16 protein-coding genes are annotated in these 17,352 nt (G+C 65.7%); 7 read left to right on the forward strand and 9 right to left on the reverse strand.

Annotation, left to right across the window (positions count from 1 at the left end; all coding sequences use genetic code 11):
- Positions 1-15 precede the first annotated feature (15 nt).
- Genes EBB56_RS02930 through EBB56_RS02950 form a run of 5 tightly spaced genes read left to right on the forward strand, consistent with a single transcriptional unit; the run spans position 16 to position 3,051 of the window.
- The gene (locus tag EBB56_RS02930) at positions 16-759 is read left to right on the forward strand and encodes an ATP-binding cassette domain-containing protein (RefSeq protein ID WP_108131365.1); all 744 of its coding nucleotides are present in this window, start codon (positions 16-18) and stop codon (positions 757-759) included.
- Positions 746-1,459 carry a TIGR04283 family arsenosugar biosynthesis glycosyltransferase gene (locus tag EBB56_RS02935; protein ID WP_221621130.1) on the forward strand — a complete coding sequence of 238 codons (714 nt, stop codon included), beginning with the start codon at positions 746-748 and terminating at the stop codon, positions 1,457-1,459. Before EBB56_RS02930 ends, EBB56_RS02935 begins: the two co-directional genes overlap by 14 nt.
- On the forward strand, positions 1,449-2,186 hold the full coding sequence (locus EBB56_RS02940) for a TIGR04282 family arsenosugar biosynthesis glycosyltransferase (RefSeq protein WP_260425271.1): 738 nt from the start codon (positions 1,449-1,451) through the stop codon (positions 2,184-2,186). Before EBB56_RS02935 ends, EBB56_RS02940 begins: the two co-directional genes overlap by 11 nt.
- Complete coding sequence (locus EBB56_RS02945; RefSeq protein WP_045991008.1) at positions 2,183-2,764, forward strand: sigma-70 family RNA polymerase sigma factor; 582 nt, start codon at positions 2,183-2,185, stop codon at positions 2,762-2,764. The genes EBB56_RS02940 and EBB56_RS02945 overlap by 4 nt, the downstream gene beginning before the upstream one ends.
- Positions 2,761-3,051, forward strand: a complete 291-nt coding sequence (locus EBB56_RS02950) for a zf-HC2 domain-containing protein (RefSeq protein ID WP_108131363.1) — start codon at positions 2,761-2,763, stop codon at positions 3,049-3,051. Before EBB56_RS02945 ends, EBB56_RS02950 begins: the two co-directional genes overlap by 4 nt.
- Positions 3,052-3,307: 256 nt before the next feature.
- Here EBB56_RS02950 and EBB56_RS02955 read toward each other — a convergent pair whose 3' ends face one another.
- A complete protein-coding gene (locus EBB56_RS02955) occupies positions 3,308-3,802 on the reverse strand; it encodes a DUF302 domain-containing protein (protein WP_231498455.1) in 495 nt (164 codons plus the stop codon).
- A 301-nt stretch (positions 3,803-4,103) separates the two neighbouring features.
- Between EBB56_RS02955 and EBB56_RS02960 the strand changes: the two genes are divergently transcribed.
- Positions 4,104-4,796, forward strand: a complete 693-nt coding sequence (locus tag EBB56_RS02960; RefSeq protein ID WP_124802708.1) for a DUF3047 domain-containing protein — start codon at positions 4,104-4,106, stop codon at positions 4,794-4,796.
- A gap of 2 nt (positions 4,797-4,798) precedes the next feature.
- On the opposite strand, the gene purU is transcribed toward EBB56_RS02960, so the two are convergent.
- The 8 genes from purU to EBB56_RS03000 all read right to left on the reverse strand — a co-directional run bounded on the left by purU (position 4,799) and on the right by EBB56_RS03000 (position 15,385).
- On the reverse strand, positions 4,799-5,683 hold the full coding sequence (gene purU, locus EBB56_RS02965; RefSeq protein ID WP_124802710.1) for a formyltetrahydrofolate deformylase: 885 nt from the start codon (positions 5,681-5,683) through the stop codon (positions 4,799-4,801).
- A complete protein-coding gene (locus EBB56_RS02970) occupies positions 5,680-6,348 on the reverse strand; it encodes a sarcosine oxidase subunit gamma (protein ID WP_124802712.1) in 669 nt (222 codons plus the stop codon). Before EBB56_RS02970 ends, purU begins: the two co-directional genes overlap by 4 nt.
- Before the next feature lie 96 nt (positions 6,349-6,444).
- Positions 6,445-9,486: a sarcosine oxidase subunit alpha family protein gene (locus EBB56_RS02975; protein WP_124802714.1), complete on the reverse strand. Its 3,042-nt coding sequence runs from the start codon at positions 9,484-9,486 to the stop codon at positions 6,445-6,447.
- Positions 9,483-9,848, reverse strand: coding sequence for a sarcosine oxidase subunit delta (locus EBB56_RS02980; RefSeq protein WP_108131358.1), 366 nt, complete (start codon positions 9,846-9,848; stop codon positions 9,483-9,485). Before EBB56_RS02980 ends, EBB56_RS02975 begins: the two co-directional genes overlap by 4 nt.
- Before the next feature lie 15 nt (positions 9,849-9,863).
- Positions 9,864-11,114 (reverse strand): sarcosine oxidase subunit beta family protein, encoded by a 1,251-nt coding sequence (locus EBB56_RS02985; protein ID WP_045991001.1) that lies wholly within the window; start codon positions 11,112-11,114, stop codon positions 9,864-9,866.
- A 94-nt stretch (positions 11,115-11,208) separates the two neighbouring features.
- Positions 11,209-12,516: a serine hydroxymethyltransferase gene (gene glyA / locus EBB56_RS02990; protein ID WP_124802716.1), complete on the reverse strand. Its 1,308-nt coding sequence runs from the start codon at positions 12,514-12,516 to the stop codon at positions 11,209-11,211.
- A 398-nt stretch (positions 12,517-12,914) separates the two neighbouring features.
- Positions 12,915-14,123 (reverse strand): GlxA family transcriptional regulator, encoded by a 1,209-nt coding sequence (locus tag EBB56_RS02995; protein WP_124802718.1) that lies wholly within the window; start codon positions 14,121-14,123, stop codon positions 12,915-12,917.
- A 155-nt stretch (positions 14,124-14,278) separates the two neighbouring features.
- Positions 14,279-15,385 carry a hybrid-cluster NAD(P)-dependent oxidoreductase gene (locus EBB56_RS03000; RefSeq protein ID WP_124802720.1) on the reverse strand — a complete coding sequence of 369 codons (1,107 nt, stop codon included), beginning with the start codon at positions 15,383-15,385 and terminating at the stop codon, positions 14,279-14,281.
- Between the two features lie 360 nt (positions 15,386-15,745).
- On the opposite strand from EBB56_RS03000, the gene EBB56_RS03005 reads away from it, so the two are divergent.
- Positions 15,746-17,032 (forward strand): aromatic ring-hydroxylating dioxygenase subunit alpha, encoded by a 1,287-nt coding sequence (locus EBB56_RS03005; RefSeq protein WP_124802722.1) that lies wholly within the window; start codon positions 15,746-15,748, stop codon positions 17,030-17,032.
- Positions 17,033-17,352: the final 320 nt, after the last annotated feature.

Below are 17,352 nucleotides of genomic sequence, written 5' to 3' on the forward strand. Positions count from 1 at the left end.
CCATCCGAGCCCACCATGTCACAGACACCAGACACACGATGCCACCTTCCCCCCACGTCTCCAGCGAACCCGACGGGCGCACTGGTCTTCGATCGGGTCGTGATCTCGCTGGACGGTGCCCCCCTGGTATCACTGAATGCTCAGGTCGCCCCCGGCGAGGTGGTCAGCGTCATGGGGCCTTCCGGTGTCGGCAAGTCCACCCTGCTGGCCTACGCTGCGGGCTTTCTCGCCCCTGCCTTTGACGCCCAGGGCGAGGTCCGCCTCGGCGACAGGCGAGTCACCGACCTGCCTGCCTCGGCCCGCCGACTCGGTCTGCTGTTCCAGGATGCGCTGCTGTTTCCCCACCTCAGCGTCGCCGGCAACCTGGCCTTCGGCATGCCGTCGTCTGCCAGCCGTCGCGAGCGTCGCGAGGCCATCGAAGAGGCCCTGGCGGATATCGGTCTTGCCGGATTCGGTGAGCGTGATCCGGCAACACTGTCCGGCGGCCAGCGCGCTCGCGTCGCGCTGATGCGCACCCTGCTGTCGCGTCCCCAGGCGATGCTGCTGGACGAGCCCTTCTCCAAGCTCGACGCCGCGCTCCGCCAGGAGATGCGTGACCTGGTCTTCCAGCGCATCCGCGACCATCGTCTTCCGGCGCTGCTGGTCACCCACGACAGGGCAGACGCCGAGGCAGCGGCGGGTCCGATCGTCGAACTGGCGGCCGCCACCGAAGCCCCCGCCGGGGCCGCCTGGCAGGGTGCCCGCCGTGCCTCTCGCTGAACCAGGGTCCGAGGTCGTCGCACCACGTCTGTGTGTGGTCATTCCCGTCCTCGATGAGGCAGCGACCATCGTCGCGGGTCTTGAGCCGCTATCCGAGTGGCGCCAGCAGGGGGTCGAGGTGATCGTCGTCGATGGTGGCAGCGAAGACGATACCCAGGCGCTTGCCCGTCCCCTGGCCGACCGGGTCATCGACGGCCCCCGCGGCAGGGCGCGCCAGATGAACCAGGGCGCCGCTGCGGCGAGTGCGCCGTCCTTGCTGTTTCTGCACGCCGACACTCGACTGCCCCCGGCGGCCATGCCGGCGATACTGAAGGCGCTGGAGAAACGCCACTGGGGGCGCTTCGACGTGCGCATCCAGGGCCGCTCACGCTGGTTATCATTGATCGCCGCCTGCATGAACCTGCGCTCACGCCTGACCGGCATCGCCACCGGCGATCAGGCGATGTTCATGCGTCGCAGCGCCTTCGACGCCGTCGGTGGCTTCCCCGACCAGCCGTTGATGGAAGACATCGAAGTGTCCAGGCGCCTCAAGCGACTGTCGCCGCCCGCCTGCCTTGGCTTCAAGGTGCTCACCGACGGTCGCCGCTGGGAGCAGGGCGGCGTGCTGACGACGATATTGCTGATGTGGCGACTGCGCTTTCGCTATTGGCGTGGGGCCGATCCCGTTCGCCTGGCCGAGGAGTATCGCCATGTGCGCTGACCACGATAGCGACGGGATGGCAGCCAGCCCGGATCTGGCGAATAGCCAGTCGCATAGCCAGGCGTGCGGCCAGGGGCTCGGCGATCAGCACCGTGTTCACCACGAGGATGGCCTGAAGCTGGCCATCCTGGCCAAGGCGCCGATCCCCGGCCAGGCCAAGACGCGGATGATTCCCGCCCTCGGCGCCGAAGGCGCCGCTCGTCTCCAGCACAGACTGATCGAACACACCCTGAAGACGGCGCTGGAGACGACGTCCGCGCGCAACATCACGCTGTGGACGGCGCTTGAGCACGACCATCCGTGCTTTCTCGATATCTGCCAGCGGTTCGGCGTGACGCTGAGACCACAGCCTGAAGGCGACCTGGGGGTGCGCATGCACGCGGCGCTGTGCTCGGCAGGTGGCCCGAGCCTTCTAATCGGCACAGATTGCCCGATATTGGATAAGACATTACTAAAAACTTGTCATAAACGGCTTAAAGACGCAGATAGCGTCTTTCTTCCGGCCGAGGACGGCGGCTATGCTCTGGTTGGAGTTCGTCGCCCCGATCCCCGTCTCTTCCGAGGAATCGACTGGGGCACGTCCAGCGTCATGTCCCAGACGCGCACACGTCTTGCGGAGCTTTTGTGGACGCTGGAGTGTCCAACGACCGTATGGGACCTGGATACGCCCCAGGACCTGGCTCGCCTCGCCGACATGGAAGCCCTCGCCCTGGAGATTCTGCCGTGACCCAAGAAACGCTCACCGACCGCCACAAGAAACTCGCCGCCGTGCGCCCCCGGCTGGTGTCCTTCGCCCGCATGCACCTGCGCGATCATGCCGCCGCCGAGGACGCCGTGCAGGAAGCCATGATCGCCGCCATCGAGAAGAACGACAGCTTTTCGGGGCGCTCCGGCTACGAAACCTGGGTATTCGGTATCCTCAAGTACAAGCTGCTCGACCAGATGCGCCAGCAGAAGCGTCATGGTCGCTGGGAGCCCTTCGATGAAGAGCACAGCGACGACGCCATCGACCGCATGTTTCAGCAGGATGGGCACTGGGCCGCCGACGCCAAGCCCCAGGCATGGAGCACCCCGGAGCAAGCGTTCGAGAACGAAAATTTCTGGAAAGTATTCGACGCTTGTATGCTGAGTCTTCCAGAAAACGTGGCTCGCGTTTTCTCCCTGCGCGAATTGATGGGCCTTTCCACCGACGATATTTGTAAGGAAGTGGGCATCAAGGAAAACAACGCTTGGGTGATCCTGCATCGGGCTCGCCTCAAGCTTCGCGCTTGCATTGAAAAGGGATGGAAGGAGGACGCGGCATGATGATGTGCAAGGCCGCTACGCGGCTGATGTCAAAGCAGTTGGATGCCCCCCTGACGGCCAGGGAGCGTATTTCGCTGCGGTTTCACTTGATGTTGTGCTCGGCCTGTCGCAACTGCGAAAAGCAGTTCAGCATGCTGCACCGGGTCGGCAATGCCTATAACGGCACAATTGATAAACCCCAGGACGGTACGTCCCCTGGCGCGACTACCGACAACGTCGCCAGTGATCAGGACCTGCTGAAGGTAAAGGAAGCGATGGCCGAGGCGGAGACCCGTCGCCAGAACTGAAGGACTCGGCTGACGGACTTGGCGCAAGGACCTCGACTGCCCTACCTCGACTGCCCTACCTCGAGGGAAGCATCTCGCTGGTCGACCCACCATTCTGCCTCCCCCTGGCGGGCCACCAAGGCAGCCCGCCGACGGGGCGCCAGTTACCCCCCACCTGAGTCAGCCTCAAGCGATTGCGTGCCAGATCCCCGGTAAAGAGGTCCCGAGCCGGACCCGGTGAGCAAGGCTCGGGAGATGCCTGGGCAAGACCAGGCCATCATTGCTGGCCCGCTGCCTCCCGCGCCAGCCCGGTCAGGGCCTCGGCGATCTTGTCCACGGGCAGCTCGCAGTCCTGCAGGCCGTGGCGCTCCACCAGGTAATGAGGGTCGTTCCACTCGATCACCAGGTGATCTTCCTGCTGGCGAACCAGCATCTTCTGGGGAAGATCCAGCGCGACACTACCCTCGCACTGCATCAGTCGAGTGCCCACCTCGGGCTTGCCGAAGATGTAGGTGCGTGTCGCTGGCAATTCCAGCTCCACCCCGGCGGCGTTGGCCTGGTGGTCCACGCTTGCCATCAGTCCCATTCCCCGTTTTTCCAGCCCCTCCTTGAAGCGAGATTCCACCGCCTCCAGGCTATCGGTCGACGTCAGACTGGCGATACCGCTGTCGCTCACCTCGACCTCGCCCTGCGCCCAGGCCATGGTCGCCATCGATCCTGCCAGCACGCTGCCCAGGCACAGGGTGAACATCTTGCGATAGCACTGCTTCATGATGGAGCTTCCTTTCCAGGTCAATGTGCCTACAGCATGGTCGCCGGTCCCCGACCACCACAAGGGGAAATCTCTCACAATCCGGGTTGACGCTGTGTAAGGTTCAACGCCGGGGCGACGACCCAGCACCCATAGCCGACGCGACTGGGCATAGTGCGCACAACTGCAGCTACACGATGTGCGCACAGGCGATGGTCGCCCACACGAGTTGCAGCTGGTGGTTTACATAGCTCATATCATTCACGTCGTTTCAGCCACTTTCCCGATTGCCGATTGCCGATTGCCGATAACAGGAGCCTGCATGGCCCGGATTCTGCCCCTTCGCCACCTCGCTGCCCCACCGCCGCGTACCCTGACCTGCGCCCTTGTCTCGGCTGCGGTCCTGATGGCCTCCTGCGCCCAGGCCCAGACCTTCAGCCCGCGCGCCATGCTCGACTGGCCAACCAAGTCCTTCGCCGGCGAAACGGCCTACCGACTGGTCGAGCGCGATGGCGTCAGCGTGCTCGAAGCGCGCTCCCGGGGGCAGGCCTCGGCCCGCTATCTGGAGCGCGACATCGACCTCGGCGAGACGCCCTACCTGCGCTGGTGCTGGCAGGTATCCGGGGTCTATTCCGGGGTCGACGAACGCACAGAGAGTGGCGACGACTATCCCGCCCGGGTCTACGTGGCCAGACGCACCGGCCTCCTGCCCTGGCAGGTGGAGTCGGTCAACTATGTGTGGTCATCGAATCAGCCGGCAGGCACCAGCTGGCCCAACGCCTTTACCGATCGTGCCGTCCTGCTGGCGCTGCAAAGCGGAGGTGCCAAGGCTGGTCAGTGGGTCGGCGAGGTGCGCGACGTGGCCGCCGACTACCGTCGACTGTTCGGCGCGAGCCCCGACGGCGTCGATGGCCTGGCGCTGATGAGCGATGGCGACAACGCCGGAGGCGACGCCACCGCCTGGTTCAGCAAGATGGAGTTCAGCGCCTCGTCGTCGCCGCCTGTCTGTCCCTGACGTCAGCGCTGGAAGACCACCGTGCGCGAGCCGTTGAGAAACACCCGACGCTGCAGGTGCAGGGTGACGGCCCGGGCCAGGGTGATGCACTCGATATCACGCCCTCGGGCCACCAGGTCCTCGGCGGTATCGGCGTGGGTGACCGGCTCCACCCCCTGGGTAATGATCGGGCCTTCGTCCAGGTCATCGTTGATGTAGTGGGCGGTCGCCCCAACCAGCTTGACGCCCTTCTCGAAGGCCTGGTGGTAGGGCTTGGCGCCCTTGAAGCCAGGCAGCAGCGAGTGATGGATATTGATCGCTCGACCGGCCAGGCGTTCGCTCATCTCGCTCGACAGCACCTGCATGTAGCGCGCCAGGATCACCAGCTCTGCGCCACTGTCCTCGACGATCCGCCACACCTCGGCCTCCTGCTCGGCCTTGGTCTCGGCGCTGATCGGCAGATGGTGATAAGGCAGCCCGTGCCACTCGGCCAGCAGCGCCAGATCGGGGTGGTTGGACACCACCGCCTTGATGGCCACCGGAAGCTGGCCGGTACGATAGCGATAGAGCAGGTCATTGAGGCAGTGATCCGCCTTGGAAACCATGATCACCACCGGAGTGAGGCGCTCTGGTGAGGTCAGCTCGAACGCCATGGAGAACGGCGCCGCGCGCTCGGCAAAGGCCGCCTCGAAGGTGCCTGCATCGAACTCGCCCTCCTCGGGAGGGCGAAACTCGGTGCGGATGAAGAAACGACAGGAACTGCTGTCGTCAAAGGACTGCTGCTCGGTGATGTAGCAGCCCTGCTCGCGCAGAAAGCGGGTAACCACGTCCACGGTGCCAAGACGACTAGGGCACTGGGCGGTCAGGATCCAGTGGGTCGTGCGCACGGCGCTCACGCTGATCGTCATGTCGTCTCCCCGGCGGTGACGTCACGCTCGACGCCGATGGAGAACTCCTCACCGGCATCGAGCAACCAACGATAAACGTAGTCGGCGAAACTGCGCCGCACCACCAGCTCCCAGCGTCGCTCGTCGGGGCGACGCAGGATAACGCTGGTCTTGGCCAGCACCGTGGTCACCCCCTTGCCCACCGCAAAGTGGCGCGGGTGGACGTCGTAGACCACCGACTTCATCAGCAGCTCGCGCAGGGCCTGGTCATCACCGGTCAGCTCGATCACCGTCTGACCGGCGCTGACGTCGGAGAAGGCCACGCTGGCGTCACCCAGGGCGCTGCGCAGCGCCGTCTCCACGCGGAAGGCGTCACCCTGGGGCAGCACGGCAAGCCACTCGTCGGGACTTAGCCACTGCAGCGAAGCCCTCTCTCCCTGACTGAGTTCCAGCGGACGCGCCGGCAACGACAGCCCCAGCACCGCGCGCACCGCCTCGTCGAGCACGATGGCACCACCGCGCAGGATCAGATGGTCGTGCTGGCGTTCGCGCATCACTACCCGCGAGTGGGTGCCGGGCGCCGGGCAGCCGACGTGCTCAAACGACCAGGCCAGCGGCGACTCCAGGGGGATGCCTTCGTCCGGGAAGGCATCAAAGGTACGGGCACGTTCTATAGCTTCAGACATTCTGGCGCTCTCCCTTGGGGTCGAGAAAAAAGGGGGGTGGAGACGATCTCGGCCTCGTAAACCTTGCCGCTCAAGAGGCGGGAAGCTGGTACATGCCTAGACATTCTGGCGCTCCCCCTTGGGGTCGAGGAAGATGGTGGAAACGATTTCGGCCTCGTGGACCTTGCCGTCGACACAGGGTAGATAGACGGTCTCGCCCATCCGCTGGTGGCCACCCTTGACCACCGCCAGGGCGAAGCCGGTTTCCAGCGTCGGGCTGTAGTAGCTCGAGGTCACGTGGCCGACCATCGGCATGGGAATCGGATGGTCAGGGTCGAGCACGATCTGGGCGCCCTCCTCCAGCACCACCGACGGATCCCTGGGTTTCAGCCCCACCAGCTGCTTGCGGTCCTGGCGCGCGGTGTCGCTGCGGGTCAGCGCCCGCTGGCCGACCCAGGAGAATGGCTTGTCGTAGCCCACCGCCCACTGCATGCCTAGATCCTCCGGGGTCACCGAACCGTCGGTGTCCTGGCCTGCGATGATGAAGCCCTTCTCGGCACGCAGCACGTGCATGGTCTCGGTACCGTAGGGTGTCAGGTCGTACTTCTCGCCGTGGGTGAACAGCACCTTCCACACGTGCATGGCAGCGTGGGCCTGGACGTTGATCTCGTAGGCCAGCTCGCCGGTGAAGGAGATCCGGAACACCCGTGCCGGCACCCCGGCCACCTTGCCCTCACGCCAGTCCATGAAGCGAAACGCCTCGCGATCCAGATCGATGCCCTCGGTAAGCTCGCTCATCAACTCCCGCGCCCTGGGGCCGGTGACGGTCATGGTGGCCCAGTGGTCGGTGACCGAGGTAAAGCTCACGTCGAGCTCGGGCCACTCGGTCTGGTGCCACAGCTCCAGCCACTCGAGCACTCCCGCGGCGCCACCGGTGGTGGTGGTCATCAGGAAGTGATCCTCGGCCAGACAACTGGTGGTGCCGTCATCCATGACCATACCGTCGTCCTTGCACATCAAGCCGTAGCGCACCTTGCCCACGCCAAGCTTGGCCCACTTGTTGGTGTAGATGCGGCCGAGAAACTCGCGGGCGTCCGGCCCCTGGATATCGATCTTTCCCAGGGTCGAAGCGTCGAGGATGCCGACGCCTTCGCGCACCGCGCGGCACTCACGCATCACCGCCTCGTGCAGGGTCTCGCGCTTGCCGTTGACGGTCCTGGGGAAGTACCAGGGCCGCTTCCACTGGCCCACGTCCTCGAACTCGGCGCCCTGCCCGACGTGCCACTGGTGCAGCGCACTGTAGCGCTCGGGATCGAACAGCGCTCCGCAATGGCGACCGACGATGGCTCCGAAGGTGACCGGGGTATAGTTGGGCCGGAACACGGTGGTGCCGACCTCGGGAATCGAGCGCCCCAGGCAGCGCGCGGCGATGGCCATGCCATTGATGTTGCCAAGCTTGCCCTGATCGGTACCGAAGCCCATGGCGGTGTAGCGCTTGACGTGCTCGATGGACTCGAAGCCTTCCCGGGTGGCAAGCTCGATCCCGGCGGCGGTGACGTCATTCTGCAGGTCGACGAACTGCTTGGGCGCCCGCAGGGTCGGCTTTTCGTGGGGCACCTGGAACAGCGCCACCGCCGCACCGTCGCGCCGCGAGGCTACCGCCGGCAGTATAAGCTCGGCACCCTCGAAGCCGGCCTGGCTCACCGCCTCGAGGCCTGCGTCGCGACCTTCCGCCAGCGCCTCGGCCAGGCCAAAGGTGCCGCCGGCTGCACCGGCCGCCAACATGCCCCTGGGCAGGTTGGGCACGAAGGCGATCAGGTCGTCGCGCCAGCTCGGCCGCGTTCCGGTGTGAGAGGCCAGGTGAATCACCGGACTGAAGCCGCCGGAACTGGCCAGCGTGTCGCAGTCGAGCGTCTCGCTGGCGCCGGTGACGCGAAAGGCCTCGATATCGATGGCGGCGACCCGCACCGAGGTGACCCGCTGCTCGCCCCTGGCCTCGACCACGGCGGCCCCCGGCAGGATGCGGATACCGCGCGCCCGGGCGACCTCGACCAGTTCACCGTCGGGGGCGGGACGGGCGTCGGCCACCGCCACCACCTCGCGGCCGGCGTCCAGCCAGTCGAGCGCGGCACGGTAGCCGTCGTCGTTGCTGGTGGAGACCACCAGCCGCTTGCCCGGCACCACACCGTAACGGCGGATGTAGGTGGACACCGCCGAGCACAGCAGATTGCCCGGCACGTCATTGCCGGCGTAGACCAGCGGACGCTCATGGGCCCCAGTGGCCAGCACGACGCGTGCGGCGCGCACCCGATGCAGGCGCGAGCGCGACTGACGCCGTCCCTCCACTCGAGGCGCGCAGTGGGCCAGGTGCTCGCTGCGCCGCTCGTGCAGGGTGACGAAGTTGTGGTCGTGGTAGCCGTTGGCGGTGGTGCGCGGCAGCAGCGTCACCTCGGGGTTGGCGGCAAGCTCCTCGAGCACCTCCTCGACCCACTTCAACGCCGGACGATCGTCCAGCAATTCCTGCCCGTCCAGCAGCGAGCCGCCAAAGCGCTCCTGCTCGTCGCACAGGATCACTCGAGCGCCGCTGCGCGAGGCGGCCAGGGCAGCAGCCAGTCCCGCAGGCCCTGCCCCGATCACCAGCACCTCGCAGTGGCGATTGATGTGGTCGTAGATATCCGGGTCGCGCTCCAGCGGGCTGCGCCCCAGCCCCGCGCTCTTGCGGATATAGCGCTCGTAGGTCATCCACAGCGAGGCCGGCGCCATGAAGGTCTTGTAGTAGAAACCGGGGGGCATCAGCTTGCCGCCAAGCTTGCCGATGGTCCCCATCAGGTCGCGCTGGACGTTGGGCCAGCCGTTGGTGGAACGTGCCGTCAGCCCCTCGAACAGGGCCTGCTGGGTGGCGCGCACATTGGGCACCTGCTCGGCTTCGGCCTGGCCGAGCTGGACCACCGCATTGGGCTCCTCGGCACCGGCGGCGACGATGCCGCGGGGACGCGAGTACTTGAAGCTGCGATTGACCACGTCCACCCCGTTGGCCAGCAGCGCCGAGGCCAGGGTGTCCCCGTGAAAGCCGGTGTACTCCTTGCCATTGAAGGTAAAGCGCAGGGGCGTGCTGCGGTCGATCAGTCCCCCTGTGTCGAGGCGATTGGGCTGGCTCATGCGCGAACCTCCTGGGCGGCGGTGGCGATATCACTGTCGTCAAGGGACTCAGGCGCGGACGCCACCACCCCGTCGGGGTTGTCCCGGGTAAAGCGCGGTCGCTCACCGATGCGATAGGTCTCGAGGATTTCGTAGCTCTGGGTGTGGCGCGTCACGTTGAAGAACTTGCGACAGCCCACCGCGTGGACCCACAGCTCGTGGTGGATGCCGCGGGGGTTATCGCGGAAGAACAGGTAGTCGCCCCACTGCTCGTCGGAACAGCCGGCCGGATCCTCGGGGCGTGCGATGTGCGCCTGCCCCCTGGGATGAAACTCCTCTTCCTCGCGCCACTCGTCACAGTAGGGACAATGGATATGGAACATGGAAACCTCCTGAAATCAGTGGGCGACACCGGCGGCGCCGTGTTCGTCGATCAGCGCGCCGCTGTGGAAGCGGTCGATCGAGAAGGGGGCAGCCAGCGGGTGCATCTCGCCCTTGGCCAGGCTCGCCGCGAACACATGCCCGGACCCTGGGGTCGCCTTGAAGCCACCGGTGCCCCAGCCGCAGTTGAAGTAGAGCCCCTCGATCCGGGTCTTCGACATGATCGGACAGGCGTCCGGGCAGGTATCGACGATGCCGCCCCACTGCCGGTTCATGCGCACCCGCGAGAAGATCGGGAACATCTCGACGATGGCCTGCAGGGTGTGCTCGACGGTGGCGTAGCTGCCACGCTGGCCGTAGCCGTTGTAGCCGTCGATGCCCGCGCCGATGACCAGGTCGCCCTTGTCGGACTGGCTGATATAGCCGTGCACGTGGTTGGACATCACCACGGTATCGAGCACCGGCTTGAGCGGCTCAGACACCAGCGCCTGCAGCGGGTGGCTCTCCAGCGGCAGGCGCAGCCCGGCCAGCGAGGCCATCACCCCGGAGTTGCCGGCGGTCACGCAGCCCACGGTGCGAGCCTCGATATCGCCGCGATTGGTGTGCACCCCAAGGATGCGGCCGTCGCGGATCTTGAACCCGGTCACCTCGGTCTGCTGCAGAATGTCGACGCCGAGTGCATCGGCACCACGGGCGTAGCCCCAGGCCACGGCGTCGTGGCGGGCGACCCCGGCGCGGGGCTGCCAGGAGGCCCCCATCACCGGGTAGCGCGCGTTCTTCGAGCAGTCGAGGATAGGCACGATCTCCTGTACGCCCCTGGCGTCGAGCACCTCGCCGTCGATGCCGTTGAGCCGGTTGGCGTTGACCCTGCGCTGGATGTCGCGCATGTCCTGCAGGGTATGGCCAAGATTGAGCACGCCACGCTGGGAGAACATCACGTTGTAGTTGAGATCCCGGGACAGCCCTTCCCACAGCTTCATCGAGTGCTCATAGAGCGCGGCGGCCTCATCCCACAGATAGTTGGAGCGCACGATGGTGGTGTTGCGGGCGGTGTTGCCGCCGCCCAGCCAGCCCTTCTCGATCACCGCGACATTGCGCACGCCAAATTCCTTGGCCAGGTAGTAGGCGGTGGCCAGGCCGTGGCCGCCACCACCGACGATGATCACGTCGTAGGCGGCCTTGGGGGTCGGGTTGCGCCACTGGCGCTGCCAGTTCTCGTGGTGACTCAGGGCGTGGCGGGCCAGCGCGAATCCGGAGTAGCGTTGCATAGGGTGTCCCTCGACATTCTGGGCTAGGGCTTGTCTGAAAAGTGCCTGGGCGGTCGCACCGTGCGTCACGACCGCCGGGGGGGCATCATGCCGATCAGGCCGGCTCGGCAGCGGCTTGCCGAGGGGTCGGATAGACCGGGTGGCGCGCGCACAGCTCGCCGACCCGCTGGCGTACGTCGGCCTCGATGGCGACGGTGTCCTCGCCACGGGCAAGCACGTCCAGCACATCGCAGATCCAGCCGGCAAGCCGCTCGCACTCTTCGGCATCGAAGCCGCGGGTGGTCACCGCCGGGGTCCCGATGCGCAGGCCCGAGGTGACGAAGGGGCTCTGCGGGTCTCCCGGTACTGCGTTCTTGTTGACGGTGATGTGCGAGCGACCCAGGGCCTCGTCGGCGTCCTTGCCGGTGATCCCCTGGCGAATCAGCGAGACCAGAAACAGATGGTCTTCGGTGCCGCCGGAGACCACGTCGTAGCCGCGCTCGAGAAAGGTCCCGGCCATGGCCTTGGCATTGACGATGACCCGCTCCTGGTAGCGCACGAAGTCCTGGTTCATGGCCTCGCGGAAGGCCACCGCCTTGGCCGCGATGACATGCATCAAGGGGCCGCCCTGCTGGCCGGGGAAGACCGCGCCGTTGAGCTTCTTGTACAGCGCCTCGTCACCGCTGGCCGACAGGATCAGGCCACCGCGCGGCCCGCGCAGGGTCTTGTGGGTGGTGGTGGTGACCACGTGGGCGTGGGGCAGCGGGCTTGGATAGAGGCCGGCCGCCACCAGACCGGCGACGTGGGCCATGTCCACCAGCAGCCAGGCGCCGACGCTGTCGGCGATGGCGCGAAAGCGGCGCCAGTCGACCACCTGGGAGTAGGCCGAGAAGCCGGCGACGATCAACTTGGGGCGATGCTCCCTGGCCAGTCGCTCGACCTCGGCGTAGTCGATCTGGCCGGAGGCCTCGTCCAGACCATACTGCACCGCGTGGTAGTGCTTGCCGGAGAAGTTCGGTGCCGCGCCATGGGTCAGGTGACCGCCGTGAGCCAGACTCATGCCGAGCACGGTATCGCCGGGGGACACCAGCGCCATGAAGGCGGCGGCATTGGCCTGGGCGCCGCTGTGGGGCTGCACGTTGGCGTAGTCGGCGCTGAACAGCGCGCAGGCCCGCTCGATGGCCAGACGCTCGACCACGTCGACGTGCTCGCAGCCGCCATAGTAGCGCTTGCCGGGATAGCCCTCGGCGTACTTGTTGGTCAGCTGGGTGCCCTGGGCCTCCATCACCGCCGGACTTGCGTAGTTCTCGGAGGCGATCAGCTCCACATGATCCTGCTGGCGAACGACCTCGTCGGCGATGGCCTCGGCGATCTGTGGATCGAACCGGGACAGTGACGAGCTGGACAGATGAGCGCTTGGCATGGGGTATCTCCGGTAATGGCGAAGCGCCTATTCGCGGCCGCTTTCGCCTGATCGATGTTGTCGTTGTGATGGCTGACGAAGACGGGCAGTCCCCCGCCTCCAAGGTAAGCCGCTATCCCGGCGCCGACATTCTGGAAACGACATCGGCGTCGCCGTCAGGGACATCGACGCTGCCCGGACCGGCCCAGACGGGCCCAGATAGGCCCAGACCGGCCCAGACCGGCCCAGACGAGCGCAGGTGGCTGGCGGGATAAGGTCATTGAAGCCGAGCGGCTCCTTCAAAACTTGAACAAATGCGACAGCTTTGTTGGACGCAGGCATGAGCCGAGCGCCGTGGAAGAGCGCTCGGATGACGTTGTCAGGAGAACTATCCGGGGCAATTGCGCCAGCGGGGGCGCTCAGCGATGCCCCAGACGTGCACCGACATGCAGGAAGAAGGGATCGACGCCGGCCTCCTCGCGACCGACGGGATCGCGCCGCAGGCGCGAGGGTGACTGTCCGAAGGCGCTGCGGAAGTGGCGGGAAAAGTGGGCGGTGTCGGCGAAACCACAGCGCTCGCCGATCTCGGTGACGCTATGGTCGGTGAAGTACAGAAGCCACAGGCCGTAGCGCAGGCGCAGGTCACGGGCGAACTTCTGCGGGCCGACACCGAAGGCCTGGCGAAACTTGCGCTCGAGCCCCCGACGCGAGGCGCCGGCGCGCGTCGCCAGCTCATCCACCGACAGCGGCTCGCCCAGATGCTGCTCGAGAATCGCCACGGCACGACGCACGATGCGATCCTCGATGCGATCGAAGACCACCGGCTGGGGCTGGGAGTGGTCGCCGCTTCGGTGGCCGTCCAGCAGCATGATGTGCAGGCTCTTGCGTGCCCAGGCGCGTCCCAGGTGGCGCTCCACCAGATAGGCGGCCAGGTCCGCCGCCGCAGCGCCACCGGCACAGGTCAAGCGGTCGCCATCGTCGACATAGAGGCGGTCGGCCACCGCGCTGACGGCGGGAAAACGCCGGGTCAGATCCAGGTGGTGGTACCAGCTGACGCAGCAGCGCCGCCCCTCCATCACACCGGCCTGGATCAGCGAGTAGACCCCGGTGCACACCCCCACCAGCGGCACGCCCAACGCTGCCGCATGGCGCAGATAGTCGAGGGTGCCGCCATCTCGCTCGGGGCGGTTTCGCTCGAGAGCCCGTCGTTCATGGCTCGTTCGTTCAGGGCTACCAGGTTCCTCGCCATCCCCCAGCACCCCGCCGATGACCACCAGGTAGTCGAACTGGCGGGGATCACAGAAAGGCTGCCCATGACGCCCCCCTATCGGCTCGCAGGGCGAGATCACCGCACCACAGCTTGACGCAACCTCGGCGCCATCCTCTGACAGAAAGCGCCAGCGGCAACGTAGCTGACGACTGCGGTCGCCCTCGTCGGACGCCAGCCGCAGGCAGTCGACGAAGGCAGCAAAGGGCAGCAGGGTAAAGCGCGACAGCAACACAAAGCCCACCGACAGCGCCGGCGTGAGCGGCTCGCCGCCAGAGACATCGGCGTGCCCTTGCTGTGCTGACGCTGGTGCCGGCGATGGCCGTGATGGATGGAGCGGGTGCAGGGGCGAGGATGGCATGGCGTCCGAATACCAGCAAAAATCAGACTCCAGCCTAACCGAATTTCTCACGGCCCTCCTATTTATCAACGCCATACGGAGTCACCTGCACCGGACGGTTACACCACTGCCGCGCTGGGTGGCCCACGACCCTCCTCCGCCGGGAGCCACCGCCGCTACCAGTCCACCGTGACGTTACCCCTGGGCCGACTGCAGCAGGACAGGATGAAGCCCTCGGCCACGTCCTCGTCGGTGATACCACCGTTGTGTTCCATGTCCACCTCGCCGGCGACCAGTGGCACCCGGCAGGTGCCGCAGATGCCCATGCCGCAGGCCTTGGGAATATGCAGTCCGAGCTTTGAGGCCGCGGCGTGCACGGTCTCGCCCGGCTGGATGCGTACGCTCTTGCCCGCCGAGGCGAATTCGACACAGTGCATGTCGGCCGCAACGAGCTCCTCGGCCTCCGCCTCGGCCTGCTCCGCCAGCTCGTGGACGTCTTCCTGGACGTCGACCGGCGTGGCACCGAAGGATTCCTCGTGGTAGCGACTCATGTCGAAGCCACGCTGGGTCAACAGACGCCTGACCGCCGACATGAAGGGCGTGGGCCCGCAGCAGAAGACCTCTCGATCAAGAAAATCAGGCGCCATCAGCTCCAGCATGGGCTCCGACAGGAAGCCGCGGAAACCCGACCAGGCCTGGTTCAGCTCGTTGTCCCGCTCACACACGATATTTAGCCGGAACTCGGGAATGCGCGAGAAGATATGCTCAAGCTCACGGTGAAAGATGATGTCCCTGGGGGTCCTGGCGCAGTGGATAAAGGCCAGGTCCACCGCCGCATTGGTATCGAAGAACCAGCGGGTCATCGACATCAGCGGCGTGATGCCGACACCGCCGGAGAGCATCAGCACCTTGTCGGCGGTGTGGTCGATGCAGTTGAAGTCCCCCACCGGGCCGTGCACCGCCAGCTCGTGGCCCACGTCCATCTGGTCATGCAGCCAGTTGGAGACGCGCCCCCCCGGCACCCGCTTGACGGTGATCGAGAAGCTGTAGGGGATGGAGGGTGAACTGGCGATGGTATAGGAGCGAAAGACGCACTCACCGTCGATCTCGAGCTCCAGAGTGACGAACTGCCCCGGCTTGAAGAAGAACATCACCGGCTGCTCGGCCATGAAGCAGAAGGTTCGGACGTCCCAGGTCTCCTGGATGACCTTGACGCAGCGCACGACGTGGCGGCCATTGGCCCAGGTCTGGGTGGTCACCGGATTGAGAAAATTCGTCACCATGGCGGTTTCGCTCGCAGACAGTCGGCGGTTCATCCAGGCCCCGAACCTCGTTCGAGGCCTGGTCATTGAGCGCATTCTGCCCCTCGCGCCTCGCGCGCCACTTGTCTGATCGCGACATCAGCATACTCGAATCCTCCGGCCACGCTCGCTGCAGCGACAAAGAGGTCGCAACGGCATCATCTGGTGTCGCCGCCAGATACCCAGGGTCATCCCCCTTGCCCCAGACTGCGCAGCATGACAACCGCGACGCACGCCAGCCAATAGCGCCGCTAATGCTTTCCCCTGATCCATAGCGGCGCCCCTTGCCATGGGCCACCGCGCCCATCGACACCGCATCTATCGCATCACGAGGAGTGCACCATGGAGCCCATCGCCCATCTCAATCTGGAGGATCCCCTGGGGGACGCCCGTCGTTTCGCCCTGGAGACGATGTCACACCACCCCTTCGGCTTCTCGTTGCCGCAGCCGTTCTACAACGATGAACGACTGTTCCAGCTCGACATGCAGACCATCTTCGAGCGCGAGTGGATCTTCGCCGGCATGAGCTGCGAGATTCCCGCCAAGGGCAACTTCATCACCCTCGACATCGGCCATAATCCGGTGGTCATCGTGCGCGGCGATGGCGACGCCATTCACGCCTTCCACAACACCTGCCGCCATCGCGGATCTCGCCTGTGCTCCACCGAAAAGGGCAAGCTGGCCAAGCTGGTGTGCCCCTACCATCAGTGGACCTACGAGCTGGACGGACGCCTGCTGTTCGCCGGCACCGAGATGGGCGAGGACTTTCAACTCGAGGACTACGGACTCGCCCCGGTCGCGCTGACCGAGGCCGGCGGCTACCTGTTCGTCAGCCTCGCCGAGAATCCGCCGGACGTGAGCGACCTCAAGGCCATCTTCGACAGCTACCTGAGCTTCTACGACATGGCCAACCTCAAGGTGGCCGTGACCACCACCATCGAGGAGCAGGCCAACTGGAAGCTGGTGCTCGAGAACAACCGCGAGTGCTACCACTGCAACGGCTCTCACCCGGAGCTGATCAAGTCGCTCTACGAGTTTGACGACACCGAGGACCCTCGTGCCACGCCGGAATACCGCAGTCTGGTGGCACGCAAGCAGCAGGAGTGGGATGGCCTCGGCATCCCCTGGAAGATGCGCTGGGCGGGAGGCAAGCGCAATCGCCTGACCCGCACCCCACTGGTCGAAGGCACCGTGTCCATGACCATGGACGGCAGGGCCGCCTGTCGCCGTCCGCTGACCCACCAGGGCATCGAGGACATGGGCTCCCTGCGCATCCTGCATCTGCCCAATAGCTGGAATCACTTTGTCGGCGACCACGCCGCGGTGTTCCGGGTGCTGCCGCTGGGTCCCCAGCGCACTCAGGTCACCACCAAATGGCTGGTCCACAAGGATGCGGTGGAGGGTGTCGACTACGACGTCGAGAACCTGAGCCGGGTATGGGACGCCACCAACGCCCAGGACCGAAAGCTTGCCGAAGAGAACCAGCGAGGCATCAACTCCCTGGCCTATCGTCCCGGCCCCTACTCCCCCACCTACGAATACGGGGTGATCGACTTTATCGACTGGTACCGCACCACCTTGGCAGCCAACCTGGGCAGCAGCCCGGCGTTGAGCCTGGCCAGCGGCTAGGGCCTGGCGGAAAAGTCGACGAGCGAAGGTTAGACAAGGCAAAAATCGGTGAGAAAGCGCAGTTTACGGGGTGTAAATGAGCATTTTGATCCGATTTTTAACGCCGTATTACCGAGCGCAGGCACTTTTCAGACAAGCCCTAGGGCCTGGCGGAAAAGCCCCTGCACTCGTCGACATTGCAGCCCCCTGGGTGTCTCTCTGTCACGGCCTGGTGTCCGACCTGCTGACACAGCCCGCTGACACAGCCTGCTGACATAGCCTGCCGTCATCGCTTGCGCTGAAGCCAGCCCTGGTGTCGTCTTCAAGACGACACCAGGGCG

The organism is Halomonas sp. YLB-10 (assembly GCF_003856855.1).
Classification (GTDB): Bacteria; Pseudomonadota; Gammaproteobacteria; order Pseudomonadales; family Halomonadaceae; genus Halomonas; species Halomonas litopenaei.

Coding starts and splice junctions, on each gene's coding strand:
- EBB56_RS02940 (WP_260425271.1), top strand. CDS start 1,449: ATGTGCGCTGACCACGATAGCGACGGGATGGCAGCCAGCCCGGATCTG.
- EBB56_RS03005 (WP_124802722.1), top strand. CDS start 15,746: ATGGAGCCCATCGCCCATCTCAATCTGGAGGATCCCCTGGGGGACGCC.
- EBB56_RS02955 (WP_231498455.1), bottom strand. CDS start 3,802: ATGAAGCAGTGCTATCGCAAGATGTTCACCCTGTGCCTGGGCAGCGTG.
- EBB56_RS02930 (WP_108131365.1), top strand. CDS start 16: ATGTCACAGACACCAGACACACGATGCCACCTTCCCCCCACGTCTCCA.
- EBB56_RS02970 (WP_124802712.1), bottom strand. CDS start 6,348: ATGTCTGAAGCTATAGAACGTGCCCGTACCTTTGATGCCTTCCCGGAC.
- EBB56_RS02995 (WP_124802718.1), bottom strand. CDS start 14,123: ATGCCATCCTCGCCCCTGCACCCGCTCCATCCATCACGGCCATCGCCG.
- glyA (WP_124802716.1), bottom strand. CDS start 12,516: ATGCCAAGCGCTCATCTGTCCAGCTCGTCACTGTCCCGGTTCGATCCA.
- EBB56_RS02950 (WP_108131363.1), top strand. CDS start 2,761: ATGATGATGTGCAAGGCCGCTACGCGGCTGATGTCAAAGCAGTTGGAT.
- purU (WP_124802710.1), bottom strand. CDS start 5,683: ATGACGATCAGCGTGAGCGCCGTGCGCACGACCCACTGGATCCTGACC.
- EBB56_RS02975 (WP_124802714.1), bottom strand. CDS start 9,486: ATGAGCCAGCCCAATCGCCTCGACACAGGGGGACTGATCGACCGCAGC.
- EBB56_RS02960 (WP_124802708.1), top strand. CDS start 4,104: ATGGCCCGGATTCTGCCCCTTCGCCACCTCGCTGCCCCACCGCCGCGT.
- EBB56_RS02980 (WP_108131358.1), bottom strand. CDS start 9,848: ATGTTCCATATCCATTGTCCCTACTGTGACGAGTGGCGCGAGGAAGAG.
- EBB56_RS03000 (WP_124802720.1), bottom strand. CDS start 15,385: ATGGTGACGAATTTTCTCAATCCGGTGACCACCCAGACCTGGGCCAAT.
- EBB56_RS02985 (WP_045991001.1), bottom strand. CDS start 11,114: ATGCAACGCTACTCCGGATTCGCGCTGGCCCGCCACGCCCTGAGTCAC.